Origin of the sequence: Pontibacter populi (assembly GCF_040278685.1) — a bacterium.
Lineage (GTDB): Bacteria > Bacteroidota > Bacteroidia > Cytophagales > Hymenobacteraceae > Pontibacter > Pontibacter populi.
Window position 1 is genome coordinate 14,385 of sequence record NZ_JBEOKT010000007.1, and the last position, 24,026, is coordinate 38,410.

Annotated in this window: 23 protein-coding genes; 9 read left to right on the forward strand and 14 right to left on the reverse strand. The window is 44.8% G+C overall.

What is annotated here, in order from left to right:
• Window positions 1–24 precede the first annotated feature (24 nt).
• Complete coding sequence (locus tag ABS362_RS09530) at window positions 25–486, reverse strand: DoxX family membrane protein (protein ID WP_350412210.1); 462 nt, start codon at window positions 484–486, stop codon at window positions 25–27.
• A 238-nt stretch (window positions 487–724) separates the two neighbouring features.
• Here ABS362_RS09530 and ABS362_RS09535 point away from each other — a divergent pair, with 238 nt between their 5' ends.
• Window positions 725–1,351: a hypothetical protein gene (locus ABS362_RS09535; protein WP_350412211.1), complete on the forward strand. Its 627-nt coding sequence runs from the start codon at window positions 725–727 to the stop codon at window positions 1,349–1,351.
• A gap of 68 nt (window positions 1,352–1,419) precedes the next feature.
• Here the strand turns inward: ABS362_RS09535 and purB are convergent, their stop codons facing one another.
• Window positions 1,420–2,772 (reverse strand): adenylosuccinate lyase, encoded by a 1,353-nt coding sequence (gene purB, locus ABS362_RS09540; RefSeq protein WP_350412420.1) that lies wholly within the window; start codon window positions 2,770–2,772, stop codon window positions 1,420–1,422.
• 285 nt (window positions 2,773–3,057) lie between these two features.
• On the opposite strand from purB, the gene ABS362_RS09545 reads away from it, so the two are divergent.
• The gene (locus tag ABS362_RS09545) at window positions 3,058–5,040 is read left to right on the forward strand and encodes a biosynthetic peptidoglycan transglycosylase (RefSeq protein WP_350412212.1); all 1,983 of its coding nucleotides are present in this window, start codon (window positions 3,058–3,060) and stop codon (window positions 5,038–5,040) included.
• Window positions 5,041–5,127: 87 nt separating this feature from the next.
• On the forward strand, window positions 5,128–6,177 hold the full coding sequence (locus tag ABS362_RS09550) for a bile acid:sodium symporter family protein (RefSeq protein ID WP_350412213.1): 1,050 nt from the start codon (window positions 5,128–5,130) through the stop codon (window positions 6,175–6,177).
• A gap of 81 nt (window positions 6,178–6,258) precedes the next feature.
• On the opposite strand, the gene ABS362_RS09555 is transcribed toward ABS362_RS09550, so the two are convergent.
• From ABS362_RS09555 to hemG, 5 genes are all read right to left on the reverse strand, one after another.
• Window positions 6,259–6,585, reverse strand: coding sequence for a DUF3817 domain-containing protein (locus ABS362_RS09555; RefSeq protein ID WP_350412214.1), 327 nt, complete (start codon window positions 6,583–6,585; stop codon window positions 6,259–6,261).
• A 112-nt stretch (window positions 6,586–6,697) separates the two neighbouring features.
• Window positions 6,698–7,756 (reverse strand): 3-deoxy-7-phosphoheptulonate synthase, encoded by a 1,059-nt coding sequence (locus ABS362_RS09560; protein WP_350412215.1) that lies wholly within the window; start codon window positions 7,754–7,756, stop codon window positions 6,698–6,700.
• Window positions 7,757–8,035: 279 nt separating this feature from the next.
• On the reverse strand, window positions 8,036–9,004 hold the full coding sequence (locus tag ABS362_RS09565; RefSeq protein WP_350412216.1) for a TerC family protein: 969 nt from the start codon (window positions 9,002–9,004) through the stop codon (window positions 8,036–8,038).
• Between the two features lie 165 nt (window positions 9,005–9,169).
• Window positions 9,170–9,904 carry a polyprenol monophosphomannose synthase gene (locus ABS362_RS09570; protein ID WP_350412217.1) on the reverse strand — a complete coding sequence of 245 codons (735 nt, stop codon included), beginning with the start codon at window positions 9,902–9,904 and terminating at the stop codon, window positions 9,170–9,172.
• A 13-nt stretch (window positions 9,905–9,917) separates the two neighbouring features.
• Window positions 9,918–11,267, reverse strand: coding sequence for a protoporphyrinogen oxidase (gene hemG / locus ABS362_RS09575; RefSeq protein WP_350412218.1), 1,350 nt, complete (start codon window positions 11,265–11,267; stop codon window positions 9,918–9,920).
• A gap of 161 nt (window positions 11,268–11,428) precedes the next feature.
• Here hemG and ABS362_RS09580 point away from each other — a divergent pair, with 161 nt between their 5' ends.
• Window positions 11,429–11,956, forward strand: a complete 528-nt coding sequence (locus ABS362_RS09580; protein ID WP_350412219.1) for a D-glycero-alpha-D-manno-heptose-1,7-bisphosphate 7-phosphatase — start codon at window positions 11,429–11,431, stop codon at window positions 11,954–11,956.
• 84 nt (window positions 11,957–12,040) lie between these two features.
• On the opposite strand, the gene ABS362_RS09585 is transcribed toward ABS362_RS09580, so the two are convergent.
• The 3 genes from ABS362_RS09585 to ABS362_RS09595 all read right to left on the reverse strand — a co-directional run bounded on the left by ABS362_RS09585 (window position 12,041) and on the right by ABS362_RS09595 (window position 14,244).
• On the reverse strand, window positions 12,041–12,367 hold the full coding sequence (locus tag ABS362_RS09585) for an endonuclease domain-containing protein (protein WP_350412221.1): 327 nt from the start codon (window positions 12,365–12,367) through the stop codon (window positions 12,041–12,043).
• A 212-nt stretch (window positions 12,368–12,579) separates the two neighbouring features.
• Window positions 12,580–12,756 carry a hypothetical protein gene (locus tag ABS362_RS09590; RefSeq protein WP_350412222.1) on the reverse strand — a complete coding sequence of 59 codons (177 nt, stop codon included), beginning with the start codon at window positions 12,754–12,756 and terminating at the stop codon, window positions 12,580–12,582.
• 93 nt (window positions 12,757–12,849) lie between these two features.
• The gene (locus ABS362_RS09595) at window positions 12,850–14,244 is read right to left on the reverse strand and encodes a type III PLP-dependent enzyme domain-containing protein (protein ID WP_350412223.1); all 1,395 of its coding nucleotides are present in this window, start codon (window positions 14,242–14,244) and stop codon (window positions 12,850–12,852) included.
• 78 nt (window positions 14,245–14,322) lie between these two features.
• Between ABS362_RS09595 and rocF the strand changes: the two genes are divergently transcribed.
• The 5 genes from rocF (at window position 14,323) to ABS362_RS09620 (ending at window position 19,310) form a co-directional block, all read left to right on the forward strand.
• On the forward strand, window positions 14,323–15,294 hold the full coding sequence (gene rocF / locus ABS362_RS09600; protein ID WP_350412224.1) for an arginase: 972 nt from the start codon (window positions 14,323–14,325) through the stop codon (window positions 15,292–15,294).
• Entirely contained in the window at window positions 15,294–17,084 is a 1,791-nt protein-coding gene (argS, locus tag ABS362_RS09605) for an arginine--tRNA ligase (protein ID WP_350412225.1), read from the forward strand. Before rocF ends, argS begins: the two co-directional genes overlap by 1 nt.
• Window positions 17,085–17,214: 130 nt before the next feature.
• Window positions 17,215–17,580, forward strand: a complete 366-nt coding sequence (locus ABS362_RS09610) for an endonuclease domain-containing protein (protein WP_350412226.1) — start codon at window positions 17,215–17,217, stop codon at window positions 17,578–17,580.
• A gap of 157 nt (window positions 17,581–17,737) precedes the next feature.
• Complete coding sequence (locus ABS362_RS09615; RefSeq protein ID WP_350412227.1) at window positions 17,738–18,340, forward strand: glutathione peroxidase; 603 nt, start codon at window positions 17,738–17,740, stop codon at window positions 18,338–18,340.
• A 37-nt stretch (window positions 18,341–18,377) separates the two neighbouring features.
• Window positions 18,378–19,310, forward strand: coding sequence for a 1,4-dihydroxy-2-naphthoate polyprenyltransferase (locus tag ABS362_RS09620; RefSeq protein WP_350412228.1), 933 nt, complete (start codon window positions 18,378–18,380; stop codon window positions 19,308–19,310).
• Between the two features lie 74 nt (window positions 19,311–19,384).
• On the opposite strand, the gene ABS362_RS09625 is transcribed toward ABS362_RS09620, so the two are convergent.
• The 4 genes from ABS362_RS09625 to ABS362_RS09640 all read right to left on the reverse strand — a co-directional run bounded on the left by ABS362_RS09625 (window position 19,385) and on the right by ABS362_RS09640 (window position 23,947).
• Window positions 19,385–19,798: a hypothetical protein gene (locus ABS362_RS09625; RefSeq protein WP_350412229.1), complete on the reverse strand. Its 414-nt coding sequence runs from the start codon at window positions 19,796–19,798 to the stop codon at window positions 19,385–19,387.
• Between the two features lie 61 nt (window positions 19,799–19,859).
• The gene (locus ABS362_RS09630) at window positions 19,860–21,683 is read right to left on the reverse strand and encodes a S41 family peptidase (protein WP_350412230.1); all 1,824 of its coding nucleotides are present in this window, start codon (window positions 21,681–21,683) and stop codon (window positions 19,860–19,862) included.
• A gap of 31 nt (window positions 21,684–21,714) precedes the next feature.
• On the reverse strand, window positions 21,715–22,242 hold the full coding sequence (locus tag ABS362_RS09635; RefSeq protein ID WP_350412232.1) for a GNAT family N-acetyltransferase: 528 nt from the start codon (window positions 22,240–22,242) through the stop codon (window positions 21,715–21,717).
• Between the two features lie 49 nt (window positions 22,243–22,291).
• A complete protein-coding gene (locus tag ABS362_RS09640) occupies window positions 22,292–23,947 on the reverse strand; it encodes a S41 family peptidase (protein WP_350412233.1) in 1,656 nt (551 codons plus the stop codon).
• Window positions 23,948–24,026 lie beyond the last annotated feature (79 nt).

Sequence of the window (24,026 nt, forward strand, 5' to 3'; positions counted from 1 at the left end):
ACTTACAGCGCAGCCCCATCATTCTTAATACGGATGATAGGTGCTGCGTTTTTTTATGCCATTGGTGGTGAAACGGTAAATAGGGCAGCAGGCAAGAAGAAATCCGGCAGCGCAGATCACAAACAAACTATAGTTAAAGGGCACTTTTACACCAACCGAAACCACCGAAGCAAGGGCTAAAAACAAACTATAGATGCCAACTCCGATAGCGGCCCACCTCACTTTCAGACCAACAAGCAGCATTAGCGCCAGGGCACCTTCAACTATAGTTGCAACTGTAGCCAGCATTTCGGCTAAGCTATTAGAGGCAAAAGGCACGAGTGTCTGCAGGTAATTAACATAAGCGTCCCAGTCTCCCCAGAGTATAGTTGGCTTGCCCGGTTCTCCCCAGTAACCAAACTTATCTGCGATGGCGGCCAGTAAGGTAAAGGCCAGTGCCAGTCGCATAAAAAGTACCCCGTAAGGTAAATATTTGTCTTCGTTCATTTACTGGTGTATTGTTGTTATAAACTATACGTGCCAGGTACACCTAACTTTTATTAAACGATAAATTGCTGATTTAATATAAAAGTGCTGCTCGTTTTTGAGGAAGGCACTATAGTTTGAAGCTCAATAAGATTGGTTGTGGACTTGTTTTTATAGTTTAATATAGGATAACTATAATATAAGAAAGGCTTTCCCGTTACAGGTATACTTCTAACCAATCTAAAACCATTATAAAACTATGAAAGCTAAATTACTGACCTCTACCTTATTTGCTTTATGCAGCCTGTTTGTTTTTAGCAGCTGCGATTCAGAAGAAGACAACGCAACAATTAACACCGGACCTTTTTATTTCGAGGCTGACATGGATGGTAAAACACTGATCCTGCCCGAAGGTAAAGATGGCTATGCAAGCAAAGCATTTGTACAAACAGAGGCAACTACTTCGGGCTGTGCAGAGATTCAGCTGATGCAACTTGCCAAGCCCAACGATATCAAAAAGTCTGTTGAGGTATTATTAATAGAACAGAGAAGTTCGTGCACGACAGATTGCACACAAACCAAAGCCATGCTCGAAACAGGAGACTATAGTTTTGGCAGGTTAGCAAGCTTCTCCGATACACCCATGGAAGATGGCGTTGTGATCAGGTATACAGATATCTATGGCAAAGTATGGAGCACCGATTTTGGCACCGCTGACCAAAGCGACAGCAACTTTGCAGTAACCAAGGTAACAGCCAATACTATAGATAACAGCTCCGAATTTGTGGCCACAGCCGAGTTTAACTGCACCCTTTACGATGAAACCGGAAATGAAATAGTGATAACCAACGGAGAAGTTGTAAGCCGTAGCATTGTTTGTGAATAAGACCTCCTAAAAAAGAAAGCCCCTGCAGTTGCAACTGCAGGGGCTTTCTTTTTATAGTTAATAGCTGACTATAGCATATCCACGCCGGTATAGCTGTAAGGAGTTATCTGTTTTAACTCAGCTTTTATAGTTTCGCTTACCTGCAGGCTATCTATAAAATTGCTTATAGTTGATGCCGTGATCTTCTCGTTTTTGCGGGTTAGCGCTTTCAGGGCTTCGTAAGGTTGCGGGTAGCCTTCGCGACGAAGTACCGTCTGGATGCCTTCTGCCACTACAGCCCAGTTCTCTTCTAAATGATGTGTCAGGGCAGCTTCGTTCAGTTCCAGTTTACCAATACCGCGCTCCAGCGATTTTAACGCAATAACGATATGCGCCAGTGGCACACCCACATTGCGCAGCACCGTAGAGTCGGTCAGGTCGCGTTGCAGGCGGGAGATAGGAAGTTTGGCTGAAAGATGCTCTAAGATAGCGTTGGCAATACCCAGGTTTCCTTCGGCATTCTCAAAATCAATAGGGTTTACTTTGTGCGGCATCGCTGATGAACCAACTTCGCCGGCTTTTATTTTCTGCTTAAAATACCCCATCGACACATACTGCCACACATCTCTCGAAAAATCTATCAGGATCGTGTTCAGGCGTTTCAGGCCATCGAAGTAAGCGGCCAGGTTATCGTAATGTTCTATCTGGGTAGTGTACTGGCTGCGGCGCAAACCAAGGCTTTCCTGTACAAACTTATTTCCGAAATCAGGCCAGTTTATAGTTGGGTAAGCAATGTGGTGTGCGTTAAAGTTACCGGTTGCCCCGCCAAACTTAGCCGAGAAAGGAACCTGGCGCAGCAAGTCCATCTGTGACTCCAAACGCTCGGCAAATACCATGATCTCTTTGCCCAAGCGGGTAGGGGAAGCCGGTTGCCCGTGAGTATGCGCCAGCATTGGTATGTTTTTCCATTGCTGTGCCAGTTCTGTTAAGGTCTGGTGCAGGTGCTGGTACATGGGTTGTAATACACGCTCATCCGCCTCGCGCATCGATAACGGAATGGCCGTGTTGTTCACATCCTGAGACGTAAGTCCAAAGTGAATGAACTCTTTGTACTCGCCCAGGCCCAGCGTATCAAACTTATCTTTTATAAAATACTCAACCGCTTTTACATCGTGGTTGGTCGTTTTTTCAGTCTCTTTTATAGTTAGGGCATCCTGCTCGGTAAACTGCTCATACATGGCACGCAGTGCCGGGTACAGGCTTTTATCAACCTGCTGCAATTGCGGCAATGGCAGTTCGCAAAGGGCAATAAAATATTCTACTTCTACCAGCACACGGTAACGGATCAGGCCAAACTCAGAAAAATAAGCGGCTAAGTCAGTGGTGTTGCGGCGGTAACGGCCATCCACCGGCGATATGGCAGTAAGCGTAGTCAGATTCATCACAGGTATAGTTTTTGTTCTTTGTTCAAAGATAAGCAGGAATGCCATAGTACGCCAATGCAGAAAGCGCTGTAACTGAAATTTATAGTTTACTTTATAGTCCGGGTTTTTGCACCTTGCAAGTATACAGGTATAACTATATCTAAAAAAACAGAGCGCCGTATGTGTTTGGGTATAACATAATACACACAAGCCTTCGTATCTTTAGAAGTCACTATACATAACTCTGATTTTAGATACTGAATCTAAATAGCGTAATTCGCAGCGAATATTTTGAACCAACTATTGAAAAAAAGAATACTGATCGGAGCCGGCATATTTGTGTCGCTGCTCCTTGTACTCCTCGTTCTGCTCATTATTTTCAGGAGCAATCTTCTCGAATACACCATTAAAAAAGTGGAGGCCCGTATTGAGAACAAGTATCCTGTCGATTTTAAAATTCAGGAAGCCCGGTTTACGGACATTAATTCGGTGGTACTGAGTGGCATTTCGATGGTGCCCCACGAGCGCGATACCCTGTTTGTGACCGATTCGGTGCATGCCACGGTCAGTATCCGTTCTATCTTAAAAGGCCGCATCGTGTTCGATGAACTGCAGGTAGCCAACGGATATTTAACAGCCCGCAAAAATGGTGATATCAACAATTTTACGTTCCTGTTCAAGTCTGATAAAGAAGAACCGGCAGACACAACAGCCAAAACCGGGCGCAACTATGGCGAACTGCTGAACCGACTGATAGAGACTGCTTTCGACAATGTACCTAACCAGGTCGATTTCAAAAACCTGAATGTGTCATATGAGTCGCCGAACAGAACGATAGCTGTAAAAATGCCTTTCCTGAAAATGGATGATGGCAACATAGATACCGAACTATCGATACAAATGGACAGCATTGTGAACAACATGCAGATTCGTGGTACGATAGACCCTGGCGACTATAAAATTTCGGCAAGTATATATGCATCAGATAAGCAAGGAATACATGTACCCTATGTGAAAGAGAAGTTTGGCGGCACGGTAATTTTCGATACGTTGCATGTAAGCTTGCAGGATAAAAAGTACCGGAAAGATAGGCTGACGCTACGTGGCAACGCAAAAGTACAGAACCTTGTCGTGAATCATCCGCGCATCGCCACCGAAGATGTATTGGTTAACGAAAGTGCTGTGGATTATGTGGTTACGGTTGGTAAAGATTTTTATGCCATCGAAGAGCCTACAAAAGTGCGTGTAAACAGAGCCGTTGCCAATCTGCAGGCCAGTTACCAGCATAAGCCTTCCAAGATCATCGACCTGAAAGTGAATACAGAGAAGATTCCTGCCAACGATTTTTTTGAGTCATTGCCGCCGGGCCTTTTCGAGAACCTGGATGGTATAAGAGCAAAAGGAACGTTGCAGTACGATATGAGCTTCCATGTGAACATGGACCAGCTGGATAGTCTGAAATTCGATTCTGATCTGGATGCTTCGGATGACTTTAAGATCGTAAAGTGGGGGAAGACCAATATCGAGAAGATAAATGGATCGTTTGTGCATACGGTGTATGAATATGGGAAGCCTGTTCGTACGTTCACCGTTGGCCCAGCAAACTCGTTCTTTTCCCCGATTGGCCAGATATCGCCGTACCTGCGTAATGCCATTCTTACCGCCGAAGATGCAGGTTTTTACAGTCACAACGGTTTCCATGAGGAGGCTTTCCGGCAGGCGATCATCAAAAACCTGAAAGAGGGCGAATTTGTGCGTGGTGGCAGTACCATTTCGATGCAGCTGGTTAAAAACGTATTCCTGACGCGACACAAAACCATAACACGTAAAGTTGAAGAAGCTATTATAGTCTGGTTGATCGAGAACCTGGACCTGGTATCGAAGAACCGTATGTTTGAAGTTTACCTGAACATAATTGAGTGGGGACCAAACGTGTATGGCGCTAAAGATGCTTCAAGATTTTACTTCGGAAAACAGCCATCAGAACTAAACCTGGCTGAATCCATCTTCCTGACCAGCATTATACCGAGCCCAAAACGCTACCGTTCATCTTTCGACAGCTATGGCAACCTGCGCAACTGGAAAGGCTACTACTATAGATTGATAGGTGGCATTATGCGCCGCAGAGGATTGATATCGCAGGCTGAATACGAAAACCTGTACCCGAACGTAAAACTGTATGGCCGTGCCCGCGACCTTATAGTTACAGCACAGGATACAAGCCTGGTAGAAGAAGTAGATACTTCCGAATTTGAACTGGAGACCATTGACCTGCTCGACCTTTAAACTATAGCTTAACTATACCAAACGGCCCCGCAACTATAGTTGCAGGGCCGTTATGCTTTACAGACTTTTGCAACTATACTTGCACCCATGGAACCAGTTCATAAGGAAAACACTGCAGCAAATGGCGTCGGGCTGATACCGCGCGTTAACAGGTTCGCAAACCGCCTGGGCTTAGACTGGTTTCTGCTTGCTTTGTTGCTGATGATCGTGCTGGCGTATTTGTGGCCGGAGTTGGGAATGAAGGATGGTCCGCTGGCTTTGGGAACGATAACGGATGTAGGTGTTTCGGTAATATTTCTATTCTATGGTTTACGGCTGAGTCCTGAAAAACTGAAAGCCGGCTTAAGTAACTGGCGGCTGCATTTACTGGTGCAACTCAGTACGTTCGTACTTTTTCCGGTTCTTATATTGGTATTAATGCAGGTAGTGGGCGCAGATAGTGCTAACCTGTTGTGGCTGGGTGTTTTTTACCTGGCTGCTTTGCCTTCTACAGTCTCATCATCGGTAGTTATGGTTTCAGTGGCAGGTGGTAATATTCCGGCTGCCATTTTTAATGCCAGTATATCCAGTTTAATTGGTGTTTTTATTACACCCCTGTGGATGGGGGTTTTCCTGTCGGCTGGAGCCGGAACGATGGATATGCAGGAGGTAATGCTGAAACTGGTTGTACAGGTGTTGGTTCCGGTTATAGTTGGTATTTTGCTGCACAACCGCCTGGGAGCTTTTGCTGAACGTTACAAAGCGAAGATCCGCTTCTTCGACCAGAGTATTATCCTGCTTATAGTTTATAGTTCGTTCTGCGAATCGTATGCCCGTAACCTGTTCGGCGGATTGAGTATGCTGCACTTAATTGGTCTGGGAGCAGTTATGCTGACGTTGTTTTTCCTGATCTACGGTATAATTACAGGCATAAGCCGACTGTTGAATTTAACCTGGGAGGATAAGATAACGGCTGTGTTCTGCGGGTCTAAAAAGTCGCTGGTGCATGGCACGGTTATGAGCAAAGTACTTTTTCCGGATGCCAATGTGGTGGGGGTGGTGTTACTGCCGATCATGATCTACCATGCGCTGCAGTTAGTGGTAGCCAGTATTATAGCGCAGGCATCGGCCCGTAAAGCTGCCGCACGTCAACTATAGTTTATAGTTACAGATCGAACTATAGTTGCAAACAAAAAGCCCCACCGTTTCCGGCAGGGCTTTCCTATTAGTTTTTTATAGTTACGCTACTTGTCTTTCACGTTTCTGGGCAAGCTTTGCTTCTTCTTCCTGCTTCAGTTTTTTATCGAGCCAGAAAGTACCAAACGGCACAAACGACAGGGCAAAGGCAACTACACCTTTCAGGAAAGACCAGCGCTCTGCAAAAAATACATGCGCCAGCGTAAGCACATACAGCACAAACAATACACCGTGCGCCCAGCCTACATATTTTACAGGCTCAGGTATATCTAACAAATATTTCAGTGGCATCGCTAAAAACAGCAACACCAGGAAAGAAATACCTTCATATAAGGCTATCGCGCGGAAACGTGAAAGTGGAGTACTCATGTATTTATAGTTTGATGGTCAATTTATGCTGCAACTTAACACACAAGTTTCAGAAAACGTGCCTTTTGCAGCATAAATCATACTTATTCATTTTAATTGCTAACTATAGTTCTTAAGCTACAGCACTTGTCGGTTCGCTGCCGGTGATGCTGGTATAAGGTTGTCCTGTGTGGCCCAGCAAACCGGTTATTTGGTCCTGCTTTTTGCGAAGCTGGTCTGCCGGCGAGGCACTGCCTAACCCGAAGCTGCTCATCTGGTTGGCAACTGTGGAACGGTGCAACAGTAACTCTGTTAACTGCTTGTCAAGTGTCTCCACTTCCTGGCGCAGAGCATCCAGGTGATCTACCAGTTCTGTTGTCTCGCTCAGCTTTACACGTGTCTTTAGGGCGCCTATCAACACGGCTAGTTCCTGTGGCATTAGCTGTTGCTGCTGGCTGCTTAAAGCGGTTGCAGGGCTTATATGCGTTTCCAGCAAAAGTCCATCAACGCCAAGGTCTAAGGCACGCTGACCAACCGGGTAAAGCAGGCTGCGCTTACCGGCAATGTGGCTGGCATCACAAAGAATTGGCAGCTCAGGTAGTTCGTTACGCAGTTGCAGCATTGCTTCCCATTTAGGCTGGTTGCGGTACAGCAGTTCTTTGTCCTCCCCGGTAAAACCACGGTGCAGAGCTCCCAGATCAGTAAGTCCGGCCTGCTGTAATCTTTCGAAAGCACCTACCCACAAGCCCAGATCGGGGTAAACCGGGTTGGTTACCAGCACCGGCGTAGCTGTGCCGCGCAACACATCGGCTATTTCCTGAACAGCATACGGGTTTACAGTTACTCTGCCATTCAGGCAAAGGATATCGATGCCATTTTTCAATGCTTCCTCGGCCTGTTGGGCGTTCGATACATCTACGGCAAGGCGCAGGCCAGTTTGTTGTTTTACTATTTGCAGCCAAGGCAACCCTACATTACCGACACCCTCAAAACTATTTGGGCGTGTGCGCGATTTCCAGATACCTGCCTTAAAAATATTCACATTCTGCATCTTACTCAGAAGCTGGGCGGTTTCTAATACCTGTTTTTCGCTTTCGGCGCTGCATGGGCCAGCAATCAGCACGGGCATTCCGCTTGCATTCCTGAAGCTGGACTGCGGTGCCAAACTGATGGTTGTTTTACTTGCTCTCATGACTGTACATAAATAATACTGTTTTAAAAATGGCTTTTCAGCCTTTCGTTAAATGGTTTAAAAATTAATTAAAAAACAAAAAGCCCCGCTTGTGGGCGGGGCTCTAAATGGCTTTTGATAAAGTATATCTATACTATACACAAATGTCTACCACCAGAGCCCCATTGCTGGACTTTGGAAATATTGGCATACATATTTGTGCAGAAAAGTGTCATTTGTTGTATTTAATTACTGCAAGTTAAAGTATAAAATACGCTAAAAGCAATTCTTTGGCTGAAATTATTTTAGGTCTGTGTCAGGTTTGCTGTCAAAATTCTGTGGTTTCGGCAGTTCATCTTCCTTCTTCGGGAATAGTAGCGAAGCTATAACCGAGATAGCCAGGATACCGCCCACAACGCCCAGCGCAATACGCATATCCAGATGGTAAATATCGCTCAGCATCAATTTAAACCCAATAAATACCAATATCACCGACAAGCCATAGTGAAGGTAATGGAACAGCTGCATGATACCAGCCAGCGCAAAATACAAGGCTCTTAAGCCTAGCAATGCAAATACGTTAGAGGTGTAAACTATAAACGGATCTTTAGAGATAGCCAGGATAGCCGGGATTGAGTCTGCGGCAAAAACAATGTCGGTCGTTTCTACCATGATCAGGACCAGGAACAACGGCGTAGCAAAAATTTTACCGTCAATCTTGGTAAAGAATTTACCTCCAACCGAGTACTTTGTAAACGGAAGCTTCTGGCTGATCCAAACTATAAACGGGTTCTGCTCCGGGTGCAATTCGTCATCATTTTTCTGGAAAGCCATTTTTATACCTGTAAATATCAGGAATGCACCCAGTATGTAGATGATAAAGTGGAACTTGGCAATAAGTGCAACACCCACCAGTATAAATATCGCCCTGAACACCAGGGCCCCCAGAATACCCCAGAACAGGATCTTGTGCTGGTACATGGTAGGCACCTTAAAGTAATTAAAGATCATAATGAACACGAACAGGTTGTCGACGCTCAATGATTTTTCTATAAGGTATCCTGTCAGGAATTCTAGTGCGGGGCCGGGGCCTTTCCAGTAATAGATAAGTGCGTTAAAGGCCAGCGATAACAAAATCCAGAAGGCACTCCAACCCAATGCTTCCTTGATCTTAACTTCATGTTCTTTGCGATGGAAAACAAACAGGTCCAGTCCCAGAAGCAGCAATACGAAAACGTTGAAGAAGATCCAGAAATATATATTATTCATAAAAATGAGGTATCAGGAACGAAAGCTTAGGCCAAACAAACTATACGCTTTACAGCCACATAATGGGTAAAGTTAATTTATTTGTGTGTAGATATATAGTGCAGTCCTATGAAATTCTGACAGAAAGCAGGAATTGAGCCGGATACCGCAAAAAAACAGGATATGTTAATAGCGGTCGAAATGGCGGAAGAAGCTGTTCACTTTCATTTTAAGCACACCCAGCACAGCCTCTTTAAAAATACCCGACGACATTTTGGACTGCCCTTTGGTACGGTCGGTAAAGATGATGGGTACTTCCTTTATCTTAAAGCCGTATTTGTAAGACAGGAACTTCATTTCGATCTGGAAAGCATAGCCTACAAACCTGATCTTGTTGAGCTGAATCGTTTTGAGGACCTTGCGTCTGTAGCATTTAAAGCCGGCCGTCGTATCGGCAATGGGCATGCCGGTTATCAGGCGCACATACCAGCTGGCAAACCACGACATCAGTACGCGGTTCATGGGCCAGTTCACCACATTTACGCCTTGTATGTAACGGCTGCCTATGGCTACATCATAGCCGTCAATAGCGCAGGCATCGTGCAGTTTTATAAGGTCGTCGGGGTTATGCGAAAAGTCGGCATCCATCTCAAATATATACTCATAGCCATGGCGGATCGCGTATTTAAAGCCGTGGATATAAGCGGTTCCTAAACCAAGTTTGCCCATGCGGGTTTCGAGGTGTAAGCGCTCAGGATACTCAGGTTGCAGGTCGCGAACTATAGTTGCCGTACCGTCAGGGGAGTTGTCGTCGATGATCAAAAGATGAAAGGGGTGAGCCAGGGACATCACTTTCCGAACTATAGCCTCAATGTTCTCCCGTTCATTATAGGTTGGGATGATCACCAACGATTCTTTCATGCTACAAATATAGCTATTCAGCTATTGATGGAGCGGGCCTTTTTAAATTAATTTTGTGAGCGAGCGCTTTAGCATGGCGAATGCAACCTGGCACCGATACGCCGGCCTGCCAGTTAGCGGCTATAAACAAGCCATCCTGCTCCAACCTGTCAGCCATGTGGTGAGCATCTTCGATGTACAGGTCGTATTGCGGAATAGAGTGCTCCATGAAATGCATGTGCTGAAATACCGGTTTTTCGGCTTTTATACCATATGTTTCTTCCAGTTCCTTATGCAAACAGTTCATTAGCTCATCTTTATTTGTCAGAGCATTTTCCTCGAACTGCGCACCGCCCACAAAACTGGTAAACATAACCTCGTGTGGGCGGCAGCGTCCTTCAAATAACGAACTCGACCAGATAGAGCCAACTGCAAACGCGCACTCAGCTTTTGGGTGCAGGGCGCCATAGCCATCCAGGTCATGGCTAACATCGCGGCGGTTGTAAACGGAATGCACCACAGCCATAGGCGGGTAATGTATGTTTTGCAGTGCGGCCGCCATACCCGGAAAGGTATAATGAAGTAAATCAGCTGCCTGAAGTGCCGGCAGTGCCAAAACAAGCAGGTTGTATTCCTGCGTGTCATAGTCGCCGGAGATAGCGCAGCTTATAATGTATTTACCCTGGTTGCGGGTGATCATTTCTACACGATGCCCGGTGTGCAGCGAGATCAGTTTTTCTGCAATAGCATTAGGGAGGGTTTGCATCCCGTTTGTAAACGAGATGTTTTCGTGGGCAAGGTGGTTTTCTTTGTGATGCATTAAGCCCTTTAGAACCGAGCCATAGTTGTTCTCCAGTTGCTTTAGTATCGGCAAAGCTTTGTGAACCAGTAATTTTTCGGGGTTGCCACCATATATCCCTGCTATGTATGGATTAACAGCATAGTCGATCACGCCGGGACCAAAACGCCGCTCAAAAAACTGTGTTATCGTTTCGTAATCTATATCGGCAGGTGGTACGTCCTTTTCCTTTAATATGCGCAGTTTTGTTTTCCAGGAGAAAAAGGTGTTGGATAGCAGCGAGAAAGGGTTTGCCGGAAGTTTTTCGTAGACGCCATTATGTAAAACATAGCGGTGGTGACCTGCCCTGGCAGTTGGTACTACTTCCTGGTCTAGTTTCAACTCCCGGACAAGTGCTTCCAGTTCGGGGGTTAGGTGCAGCGAGTTAGGGCCGAGTTCCAGCAAGTAGCCACCTTCCTGTACTGTTTTTATATTGCCACCTACATTTTCGCTTGCTTCAAAAAGGTCGTAAGGTACCCCAAGCTTTTGCAGGTAATATGCCAGCGCCAACCCCGAAATTCCTGCCCCAATTATCGCCACCCTCATACAATTGCCTTTCCCGGTTAAATTTTTCTTCCTGTAATTGCACTATGTTTTCATGCTTTTCTGCATTTGTTCTACTTGTTTTTACGTCAGCTGCAGAAAAATTATACCTATCTCCAACGCTTTATTTTCTATTTTAGCATTTAAAACTGTTTATAACTTTTATGGCAAAGCAGAAATGCGTGTTCCTGGACCGGGATGGAGTACTGAACCGTGAGCGTGGCGATTATACTTATTTACTGGATGAATTTGAAATAATTGCCAGAGTACCCGAAGCGCTGGCCCTGCTGAAAAAGAACGGGTATCTGCTTATAGTTATTACCAACCAGGGCGGCATTGCCAAAGGCTTATATACGAAAGATGATGTGATGGCCTGCCACCAGAAACTACAGCAAAGTTGCAGCAACCTGATAGATGCCATGTACTACGCTCCATCGCATCCAAACTATAGCGAATCCCTATCGCGCAAACCCGACAGCCTGATGCTGGAACGCGCCATTGCCAAATATGACATTGATGTAAACTATAGCTGGATGGTAGGCGATTCTTTGCGTGACTTGGAAGCTGCAGATAAAGTGGGAGTGAGGTCTATATTGGTGGGGGATAAGTATGAAGCCGGTACTTACGCGTTGCAGGTAAAGGACTTATGGGAAGCAGCGCAGATTATAGTTGGTGGGGGGAATAGTTTGTGATTTTGCTTGACAAGCTTACTTTATATGCGATACATTAGAAATAGGTAAGATCAATTCCCCTCTTGAGAGGGGCTAGGGGTGTGTTTACTTTTGCTGATCCAATATCCAGCACTCTATAGTCCGCAAAACATTTGGCATATTCTGTTTAACTTCAAAATCAGTAAATCGGAGAAAATAAATCCCAAAACTTTCTAGTTGTTGCTGACGTGCAGTGTCTTTTGCAAAGCTATAGTTGTGTGAATCTCCATCTATCTCAATAGCCAGTTTCAATTCACTGCAATAGAAATCAACTATAAAATTATCGAGTGGCTTCTGGCGATGGAAGTCAAAGCCCAGCATTTTGCTGCCTTTCAATTCTTGCCATAGAAGTACTTCACTTAGCGTGCTGTTGTTACGCAGTTGTCTAGCCAATTCTTTTAAGTATGGTTTGTATGGTATGTGTTCTCTTATATTGTAAACACACCCCTAACCCCTCTCAAGAGGGGAATTGTTCCTTACCAAGCTGGAACTTATACTTAAAATTTCAAAAGTACCCTACAGCTATAGTTTACAAAACTCACCAAAATAAAAAAACCGGCCATAAGCCGGTTTTATATTTTTAAGGGTGGTAAGCAACTATAAAATTAGCCGTTTACTCTCTCTGTTGCTGGAGTCTCGTTAGATGCCGATACGCTAACTTTCTCCTTTACAGAAGGATTTTCTACGTTACCCAGGTTATAGTTGTAAGCCGGGCAGTAGGTTTTGCAGGAAGCCATGCCCATAGCAAGGCAAAGCGTACCGAATACTAATAACTTTTTCATGACGGTGAATATTTAACGATGGTAGATCAAAAATAAGGGAAATACAATTAAAGCAAAAACAGTTCACTAAAAAAAGTGAAAATAGTGTTTACCTTATGCTTCGTAGCCCAAGATACGTAACATCGACTCACTTGTTTGCTCCGGAGCAAATTGCCACGTCTTTAATTCACCATTTTCGTCTTTATCCACTAAAATATGCTGTGGCGACGGTATCAGGCAGTGTTTAATGCCACCATAACCGCTCAATTGTTCCTGGTACGCGCCCGTATGGAAGAAGCCAATGTAAAGCTGCTCATCTTTAGGGAGTTTCGGTAAAAATACCTGGAACGAGTGCATCTCGGAGTTATAGTAATCCTGGCTGTCGCAGGTCATACCGCCCAACTGTATTCTGCGGTATTCCTTGTCCCAGTGGTTAATGGCGAGCAGTGGCCAGCGCTGGTTCAGAGCCCACGCATCCGGCAGGTTTGTAATGAAAGAACCGTCTATCATATACCATAGTTCTTTATCGTTCTGCAGCTTTTCGTCCAGTATAGAATAGATGTTGGCCGCACTCTCGCCTACCGTAAAAATACCAAATTCGGTAAAGATGTTTGGCTCTGGCACTCCCTCTTCAGTGCAGATACGCTTTATAGTTCTCAGTATCTCCTCGGTCATGTAGCGGTAATCGTACTCTACCTGAATAGAGGTCTTGATCGGGAAGCCGCCACCAATGTCGATCGTATCAAGTTCCGGGCAAACTTTTTTGAGTTCGCAGTACTTGTGCACAAAGCGGCTCAGCTCCGACCAGTAATACGACGTATCTTTTATACCTGTGTTTATAAAGTAGTGCAGCATTTTAAGCTCAAATCTGTCGTCCGGCTTTATCTGTTGCTCATACAGGTCAATCACATCATTGTAGCGCACACCTAAGCGGGAGGTATAGAACTCGAACTTCGGCTCTTCGTCAGAGGCCAGGCGCATACCCAGTTTGGTCTTTGCCTTTACGTGCTCTTTGTAATACTCAATCTCGCCAATGTGGTCCAGTATCGGCATACAGTTCACAAAGCCATCGTTTATGAATTCTGATATCCACTGGCGGTATTGCTGGCGCTTAAAGCCGTTGCATATAATGTATGTGTTCTTATCGATCTTGCCTTTTTTGTAAAGCGACTTAATGATCTGCATATCGTAACCCGACGAAGTTTCGATATGGATGTCGTTTTTCAGGGCTTCTTCCAGCACAAAAGAGAAATGCGATGCCTTGGTACAGTAGCAGTAAGTGTATGTACCGTTATAGTTCAGCTTTTCGATGCTCTCGTTAAACAGCTTTTTTGCGCGCTGTATCTGCGAACTTATCTTTGGCAGGTATGTTAATTTAAGAGGAGTGCCATATTTTTTGATGATATCCATTAGCGGAATACCATTAAAAAGCAGCTCATTATTCTCCACCTGAAACTCGTCTGTCGGGAAGTCGAATGTCTGGTGGATGAGGTCGGTATATTTATCCATTCTCGATTGTGGGATTATAAGAAAATATGCAATATTGATCGTTATTTACCATCTTTGCAATAAGTTTGTTCAAAATCTATGAAAAAAGTGAAACTGATAGAAGTGAGGTCGGAGCTGGGAGCCGGTACGCGCGGCGCCAGTATGGGGATAGATGCACTGCGGGTAGCCTGCTGGGACAAAGGATCTGACTATTTCAAGCGCTTCAATTCTGTTTCTGTACCCGATCTGAACTATACGTTATTCGATAAAGACCTTTTCCCGAACGCGCACCGCATCGATAGTATACTTACCGTTCAGAAGAACATAGCCAACACCGTAGAACAAACGATTGCAATGGATATGTTTCCGCTGGTACTCTCTGGCGACCACTCCAACGCACACGGAACTATAGCCGGTGTAAAAGCCGCTTACCCTGATAAAACCCTGGGAGTAATATGGATAGATGCCCATGCCGATATTCATTCGCCGTTCACATCTCCATCTGGTAACATGCACGGTATGCCCCTGGCTGCCGCCCTGCACATTGATAACCTGGAGCGCCAGATAAACGAACCTGAACCGGAAACCATCTTCTTCTGGAACTCCCTTAAAAAGCTAGGTGTAGATGGCCCGAAACTGGAGCCGCAGCACCTGGTTTACATGGTCGTGCGCGACACCGAAGAGCCGGAAGATTTTTTGATGAGCAAGTACGGCATCAGAAACTATACGTACGCCGAGGTAAGCACCAAAGGCGTAGCTCAGGTAGCTGCCGATGCCCTGGAGCACCTGCATGACTGCGAAATAATATATGTGTCTTTTGATGTGGATAGCCTGGATTCGAAATTCTCGAAAGGAACAGGAACGCCAGTGGAGACCGGTCTAACCGTGGATGAAGCAAAAGAGCTGACTTCGGCTTTATTGCAGGATCCGCGCATCGTTTGTTTCGAAATGACCGAGATCAATCCAACCCTGGACACAGAAAATACCATGGCCGAGAACGCCTTCGATATACTCGAAACCGCCACCGAAGCCATTTTACACAAAGAATCTAAAAGTACAGCCATACATTAATGCAATTACAAGCTACTATCTCTAAAAGTATAAGCGAGGCGCTTCAGGCCCTTTTTAATATAACAGTTGATGCCGACCAGATTGCTTTGCAGCCTACACGCAAAGAGTTTGCCGGCTCTTTTACTTTTGTAACCTTCCCGTTTACCAAGCAGGCTGGCAAAGGCCCTGAGCAGATAGGCCAGGCGCTGGGCGAGTACCTGAAAGAGAATGCCAAAGAGATAAAAGATTTTAACGTAGTAAAAGGCTTCCTGAACCTGGAAGTGGAGCAGACTGAGTGGCTTAATATCTTCCGTGAGCTGATGCGCAATGAGAAGTATGGCTACGGCGAGAATAGTGGCAAAAAAGTGATGGTAGAGTACTCATCGCCAAACACTAACAAACCGTTGCACCTGGGCCACCTGCGCAATAACTTTTTAGGCTACTCAGTTTCGGAAATACTGAAAGCCAACGGCCACGATGTAATGAAAGCCAACCTGGTAAACGACCGTGGCATACACATCTGTAAATCGATGCTGGCGTACCAGATGTTTGGTAACGGCGAAACACCACAAAGCAGTGGCATTAAAGGCGACCACCTGGCCGGTAAATACTACGTGCAGTTCGATAAAGCTTACAAAGAGCAGATAGACGAGTTGGTAGCCGGTGGTATGGATAAAGAGGAAGCTAAAAAGAAGGCACCGCTGATACTGGAAGCCCAGGAAATGCTGCAGAAATGGGAGCAGAACGACAAAGAAGTAGTAGACCTGTGGAAGCAGATGAACGGTTGGGTGTACGAAGGCTTTGATGCCACTTACAAGAACATCGGCGTTGATTTCGATAAATTCTACTACGAGTCGGAGACCTACATGCTGGGCAAAGAGCGTGTAGAAGAAGGCCTGGCAAAAGGTGTATTCTTTAAAAAGCCGGATGGCTCTGTTTGGGTTGATTTGACGGATGAAGGTTTGGACGAGAAACTACTTTTAAGAGCTGACGGAACATCGGTTTACATTACACAGGATATGGGCACCGCTGAGCTGAAGTATAACGACTTTCCTTACGACCAGTCCATTTATGTAGTAGCCGATGAGCAGAACTACCATTTCCAGGTACTAAAGGCTGTTCTTAAAAAGTTAGGCAAACCATACGCTGAAGGTATCTATCATTTGTCTTACGGCATGGTGGATCTCCCTTCCGGTAAAATGAAATCGAGGGAAGGTACTGTGGTTGATGCTGATGAACTGGTGCAGGAAATGATCGACACCGCGCGTCAGCAGACCGAAGAGTTGGGTAAGATAGAAGGCTTTACGCCGGAGCAGGCGAAGGAACTATACCACACGCTGGCAATGGGTGCCCTGAAATACTTCCTTTTGAAAGTAGATCCGAAGAAACGCATGCTGTTCAATCCGCAGGAGTCAATTGATTTCCGTGGCAACACCGGTCCGTTCATTCAATACACACATGCGCGTATCGCGGCTATCCTTCGCAAAGCTTCTGAAATGGGTTTAAAAGTAGATGTAACTGCTTTTGATACGATAGAGACCATGCACGAAACAGAGCAGGAGGTTATCACCCAACTTGCCAATTTCGGAGCTGTTGTAGAAGAAGCCGGCAAACTGCACGCGCCATCTGTTATTGCCAACTATGCCTACGAACTGGCCAAAGCCTACAACCGTTTCTACCAGGAGATATCCATCTTCAACGAAACCGACGAGCAGGCACGTAACTTCCGTATTGCGCTATCTGCCATGGTTGCCCGTTTCGTGCGCGAAAGCATGGGGCTGCTGGGTATTGCCGTGCCGGAGCGTATGTAAGTTCTGTGATTATATAGAAAGAGGTTTTTGATTGGTAGGGTTTCGCTTTTAGACCTGACGTGTTTTCTGCTCGTTAGGAGATAAGTCCCCCTTTGAAGGGGGTAGGGGGATGACGAACGTACCACGAGCCATGCCACATAATCATAACTATAATCCTAAATTAAAGCCATTTGCAAGATCACTTAGACAGGAATCTACAAAGACAGAAGTGCGGTTATGGTGCGAAGTGTTGAGTAAAGGGAGAACTGGTTATACTTTCCTGCGACAGCGGCCTGTTGGAAATTACATTGCTGATTTCTTGTGTAAGGAACTCAAATTGATAATTGAAGTGGATGGCTACTCCCACAATTTTAAGACAGAAGAAGATTTAAAGCGGGATAAAGAGATTGCTGATTTAGGATTTACTACTTTAAGATTTAATGATGAAGAAGTGATGAAAGACCTGTCGAATGTGGAACGTGTTATAGTTGGCTGGATTGAAAGTTCGCAAACGTAGGTCATCCCCCTGCCCCCTTCGAAGGGGGACTTTTATCTGCTAACGTAAATCTGGAAATGTAAAATCCTATAGTCCGTTAAATCTTAAATACCTTAGCTCATCACTGGTCAAACAATTACCTATAAACACCGGTTATCAACCGTAAACTATAAACTATATGAAAAGCTTGTTTAAACTTTTGGCTGCGCTGCCGGTATTAGCTATGATGGTAGCTTGTTCTGGTAACAATAACACTAATACGGCTACCGGTAACGCACAAACCGATAAAACTATGGCAACAGAAACACAGACACAACAAGGTTTTTACGATTTTAAAATGGCTACGCTGGAAGGCCGTGAAGTTGACTTTTCGCAGTACAAAGGCAAGAAAGTATTGCTGGTGAATACGGCATCGGAGTGCGGTTTTACGCCGCAGTACAAAGACCTGCAGGAACTGCACAAAACTCACGGTGACAAAGTGGTTATAGTTGGTTTCCCGGCTAACAACTTTGGCGGACAGGAGCCCGGCTCGAGTGAAGATATAGCTGCTTTTTGTGAGAAGAACTATGGCGTTACGTTCCAGATGATGGATAAGATATCGGTGGTTGGCGACGACCAGCACCCGCTTTATACCTGGCTTGCCCAGAATGCACCTAACAACGAAGAACCGAACTGGAACTTCTGCAAATACCTGGTGAACGAGCAGGGCGAAGTAGTAGCTTTTTTCCCGTCTAAGGCCAAGCCGATGGGTGAGGAGATACTGGCTGCTATTAACCAATAACTATAGCTATATTTGCGAAAGCAAAACAGCAATTACATTGACTACAACAGAACATACTTCCCGAAATCCAGGTCTTGTAAAGGCCTGGATTTCGGCTTTTAGGCCACGTACCCTGCCACTGGCGCTCAGCTGCATTGGCATGGGTGGATTTATGGCGGCTGCCAACGGTGTTTTTAACGGAACTATAGTGGCACTATGCGTGCTCACAACCCTTTTCCTGCAGATACTGTCCAACCTGGCCAACGATTACGGCGACTCAAAACACGGGGCAGACAGCGTGCACCGCGAAGGACCAATGCGTGCTGTGCAGGCCGGACATATTAAAGCTGAGCAGATGAAAAAGGGTATGATCGTGTTCAGCTTGCTTTCGCTGGTGTCTGGGCTGGGCTTGCTTTGGATGGCTTTTGGCACTGAAGGTATGTCGTTAGCATTGCTGTTTTTAGGCTTAGGGCTGGCATCTATCTGGGCGGCGATAAACTATACGGCTGGCGATAAACCTTATGGCTATGCCGGGCTCGGCGATGTGTTCGTATTCTTCTTTTTCGGGTTGGTAGGTGTTCTGGGAACGTACTTTCTACAGGCGCAAACTATAGAAATTATAGTTGTGCTTCCGGCTATGGTTTGCGGCTTTTTTGCTACCGCCGTGCTAAATGTAAACAACATCCGCGATATCAACTCCGATGTGCTGGCAGGCAAGCACTCTATACCTGTCCGCCTCGGCCCGAAACGGGCCCGTATCTACCACTTGTTTTTACTGATCGCCGGAACGCTGAGCGCGTTTGCTTATGTGGCGTTTAACTTCTATAGTTGGTGGCAGTTGCTTTTTATACTTGCTTTGCCGCTGCTTATAGTTAACGGGGTAAATGTGTGGCGCAAACAAACATCCAAAGAACTTGATCCTTATTTAAAACAAATGGCCATTACTACCTTGCTGTTTGTATTGCTTTTTGGGGTGGGGCAGGTGTTGTAGGAACTATATGTTGATATTGAAAAAGCCGCTGGTACTATGGTAGTGTCAGCGGCTTTTGTAGTTATAAAGTATAATTAGGCAGTTGCTTTTTGCTCGCTGCTGATGGCCAGCCGCAGGCAAAGCATTGTAAGTATAATTGTTACGGGAGTGAATACAAACCGCTCAAAATCATTGGTTGATAATATGTTGCCAACAGTGTTTAAGAGGAAAAGCCCGGACATCAGCCAGAAAACTACCCGCATAAAAGTATAGCTAAGACGAATGCGCAGCAGCCCTGCTCTAACGGCAACTATAGCCAGCATCAGTAAATTTGCAACTATAGAAACCAACTCAAGCCTTACCATCTCTTCTTGGTTTTTTATTCTGCCGCCCCAAACCATCTCGAACGGAATAATGCCGAAAAGTATAAGCAGATGCAGTAACACAAACAGTGATAAAATAAGCAGTAAACCATTTATAGCCAGGCGCTCCGTTATTAAAGATTTCATAGTGTAGGGGCTATCTTATTTTGTACGTAAAGGATAATAGTAACCTGAAGCAAGGAGTATCTTAAAATTGGGTTTTTAAATGATCTACAGCTGCAGCTAACTGCGTATCTCTGCCTTGCCTCACATCTTTTATAGTTGGTTGTACTAAAATGTCTGGTATCACCCCAATACCATGATATTGGCTGCCATCTCTTTTCAGTACTCTCATTCCAGTCCAGAGAACCTGTAGTTTACCTGCTCCAGCAAAGTTAATGTTTCCGTTTGTGCCGGCTGTGTTCTCGCCAACTATAGTTCCTATGTTATAGTGGTCAATTATTTCAGCGCATGTTTCTCCGAAACTGAAAGTGTTGTGACCAACCAGGAAAGCCTTTTGTGCAGTTATAGTTTCTCCGTTGGGCTTGATGTGCCACTTTGCAATCGGTTTATAGTTTAAGCGCTGCTGGTTCGGGAATGTATAGTTTGGCACCGACCAGTTACCTGTTTCCAGTTCTTGATCGATAAAATAAGGCAACACTGTTGAGGTGAATGCATTGGTTGGTCTCTTTCTTAGGTCAAATACAACTCCTTTTGCCTGTTTCAGTGATTCCAGGTTCTCTTTGATGTCTTTCTCACTGATCCTGGATGCATCCAGGTAAAAAATTCCCGGTTCAACTTCCTTTATTACGGCTGGGCCGGTTTCCTTTTTAAATTGAAAGGTTTTTGCATCTAGCGTAACTTCCTTTTTAATACCGGAGCCATCTGTAATAACTAAAGTATTGGGTTTATCAGCTGCCAGGTTATAGTTAAGCGTCCGCTCTGCTGCCACCAAATTTCTGTTCTTTTGGTTTGCAACCGATATTTTCTGTTTGAGCTGATTCATTAAAACTTCTGTATCAGTTCCGTTAATGGATTCAATGATATCGCCCTGCTGAAGCGCAGTGCCACTTACATTGCTTTTAGTTATTACCAGCTTATTCTCTATCCAACCGGTTTCAAAAGGAGGAGCCGGTGTATGTTTATAAATGCCGGTGCTGTTACTATAACTTATGCTGGCATGCCCGTCGTTTAACGAGCTCGTAATATTGCTTGCCACTTGTTTAAACTCACTTTCCGTGGTAGTAGGAGAGAGCCTTGCTATAGTTTCAAAGAACACTTTGTCCCAACCGATGGTGTTGTCTAAGTAAGGATGGAAATGCTGAAAAATATTCCAGAAGATGATAATGCTGGCCAGTTGGTCGTAGTGGGAACTAAGATTTAGTTTATAGTTTTTGCTAAAGCGCTTATAGGCCTTGTTACTGTTATATGCCTGCTCTGTCAGGGTAAGTGGCAAAGAGCAAAACAGGTTATCAGAAATCTCAGCGGTGTATACGCTATCTGCTGAAAGGATAGTGCCTGCCGCTGCTAGTTGCGTATACTTTTTATTATCTACAGCAACTATAGAACTATGGTAAAGCGAGCCTGAAAGTTTTCGGGTCAGAAGTGGTAAGTCATCTTTATCCTGCCCTAATCCCTGGTGTAAATTATAATAGTAGGTTTCAGCGCTGGTTATATTGCTGCTATAGTTTGTGCTGGGCTGGGTATGGAAAGTTAAGAGCGGCGCAATCGGATTGAATAGCCGATCTAATTCTTGTTTCAGTTCTGTGTCATCTTCGGCATTTAGGACACTTTGGGCGCCGGTTGCTGCAATGTAATGCCAGTTTATTCGCTCCTTTTTCTGAAGTGGGTAAAAGTACTTTACAAAACCGTAGGCCTTTGCAAACGCAAAAAGGTTTTGTGCCTGCCTTTCAGTAATGGTGGGCTTGTTTTTAGGGTTATAGTTTGTTGCAAATGCAGGATATGTAATCAGCAGCGAAAAAATAAATAGCAAGCCATTTATTGCCAGCCACTTCTTGATGTTCATCTTCATAGGTAGGAGGTAGTTATTTATAGTTTGTGCCTTATGCTAAGTATAATCTGAAGCCGTAAACCGGTAATTCCTGTTGCATAAAATCCAGGTCTTCGGAGCGTTTAAAACCTAGGCGCTCGTACATGGCCCAGGCAGTTTTCATGGCTTTGGTACTATGGATGATTACCTGCGACAGGTCATTTTCCTTCGCCTTGCGGATACATTCGAGCGTAAGCAATTTACCGATTCCTAATCCTCGCGCCTCCGGGCTGACAGCTAATAACCTGAATCCGGCAGCGTTCAGCTCCTGAGTTGCGGTGCCGCCAGATCCATAGTATTGCATATCGCCAAAGTATACCACAGCTCCTGCAATTTTACCATCATCTGCAACAGCTACCAAAAGCTCCGTTTCCGGTTTGTTTGTAAACTCTCCTATGTTGTAAAGCATGCTATAGTAAGCCGGCTGTTCCTTTTCTTTCGGAAAACCATCCAGTTGAGAATATACCTGCACCATCAGTTTCCCGATAGCTGCAAATTCGGAGGGTCTTGCGTTGCGGATGGTATAGTTTGGTTGGGTCATTTAAGGCAGTTTATAGTTCTGAGTTCACAATATTAGCTGTTTGTTAACATTATTTACCTGACTCTATAAAAAGAATAGCTCTTTCTAATATATCATCTTTTTTGCTCAGAACACCTTTTATAGTTGGCTTAACTTCTATATCAGGTACAATGCCAATGCGTTGGGTTTCGCGGCCATCGGGGTAATATACACCTAAGCCCGACATGCTTGCCCTGAATCCACCAGGAAAGTCTATGTATGTGATGTTACCATCAGCGCCTGCAGTCTGGCTGCCAATAACAGTTGCGTTTGGTGCAAACTGGAAAGCCATGGTGCCAAATTCTCCCATGCTCATAGTTCCTGCATTTACAAGCAACACCACTTTGCCTTTGTAATAATCTTTGTTTCCCTTTTTGCCATATTTTATCTGCTTTGGCCGGAATACTCCCGGGTACTTCAGATCAGGATAAGGCATAACAGCGGTTGTTATTCTATCCGGAAGAAGATATTTTGCTAAAGCGCCTATAGTGTAGCCCGGATATTCCCGCATATCAATAATGATGGCTTTTGAGTTCCGGAGTTCTTTCATAGCGCTGTTCATTTCCTTTGTTTTAAGGCTCTCAATATTTATGAGTCCGATTTCTGGAGTTAGCATTTTCCAGGACGGTTGAGCGGTGGTATCAGGTGTGTAGCCAAACCGACTAAACGCGTATCTTCTGATTTGCCGCTCGTATTCCTCGCCATCTTTTTCTATAGTTACTGTTAGGGTAGGAGTGTCCCCGTTTAGAAAAAGGCTATTGATCCAGTTTACTTTATAGTTATAATTTGAACCGGGGATATAAGGTAGCTTTTGAGCAAGAACATCTTCAACAGGTACTCCATTCACTTTAGTAATCACATCTCCTACATTCACACTATCCGCCTGGCTAAAGCCCTTATGGTAATAACCTGTAACCAGTATTTTGTCATCGATAATCTTATAGTTGAAAGCAGGATAAAAACCTCCGAAATACTGTTGGGTGTAGTTTGTCCTGAAGAAGTTGTGCCCATCATTTATACTGTTACTAAGCTCCAACATGGCTAAGTGGTAATCTAGAGTGTTAGCTGCGTTCCTGAACTTTGGTAACATGTTCGTCAACACACTATCCCAGGGCACATCGGTAGTATATTTGTAGGGGAAGTAGTAGTTAATGATGTTCCAGTGCCTGAACAACCCTAACAAACGGTATTCCTCTGATGGCAACTCTTCTAGGTCTTCATACTTCTTCTCGGTAAATTCAGCCTGTGTTTTAAACAATTTGTAAGGGTAGCGCACATAATGGTTTTTGCCCTGATTTCGATTCTTCAGAATGTAGTCTAAGCGCTCGCTAAGTTCAGATGTTAAGACTGTTTTATCATAAACCCAACTCAGATCCAAGTTGCGCTTCAGGCTGTCGGGTACATTATTGTCGCAGCTTTTGCAGGGCGTTACTTTACCAAGTTTATCGAGCCAGTTGCTGTATAATTTGTTTAAGGCCTGTTGGTCTTTCGTAGCTTTTACTTCTACAATTTTCTGCATCAGTTCTGCATCCCAGTCCAGTTTGCCCTTTGCAACAGTAGGATGGTAATATTTCAGAAAGCCCCACACTTTAGCTAAACTTTCCAGTTTCTGGTTTTCGGTGAGCTGTGGTTGTGCGAATACGTTAAGTGTATTCAGTAGAAAAATAACTATAAGAAGTCTTTTCATGATCCGGAATAACATGCTGGATGAAGTAGAAACTAATTTGAAAACAAAACCCGGCTACCCAAAGAGCAGCCGGGCTTTA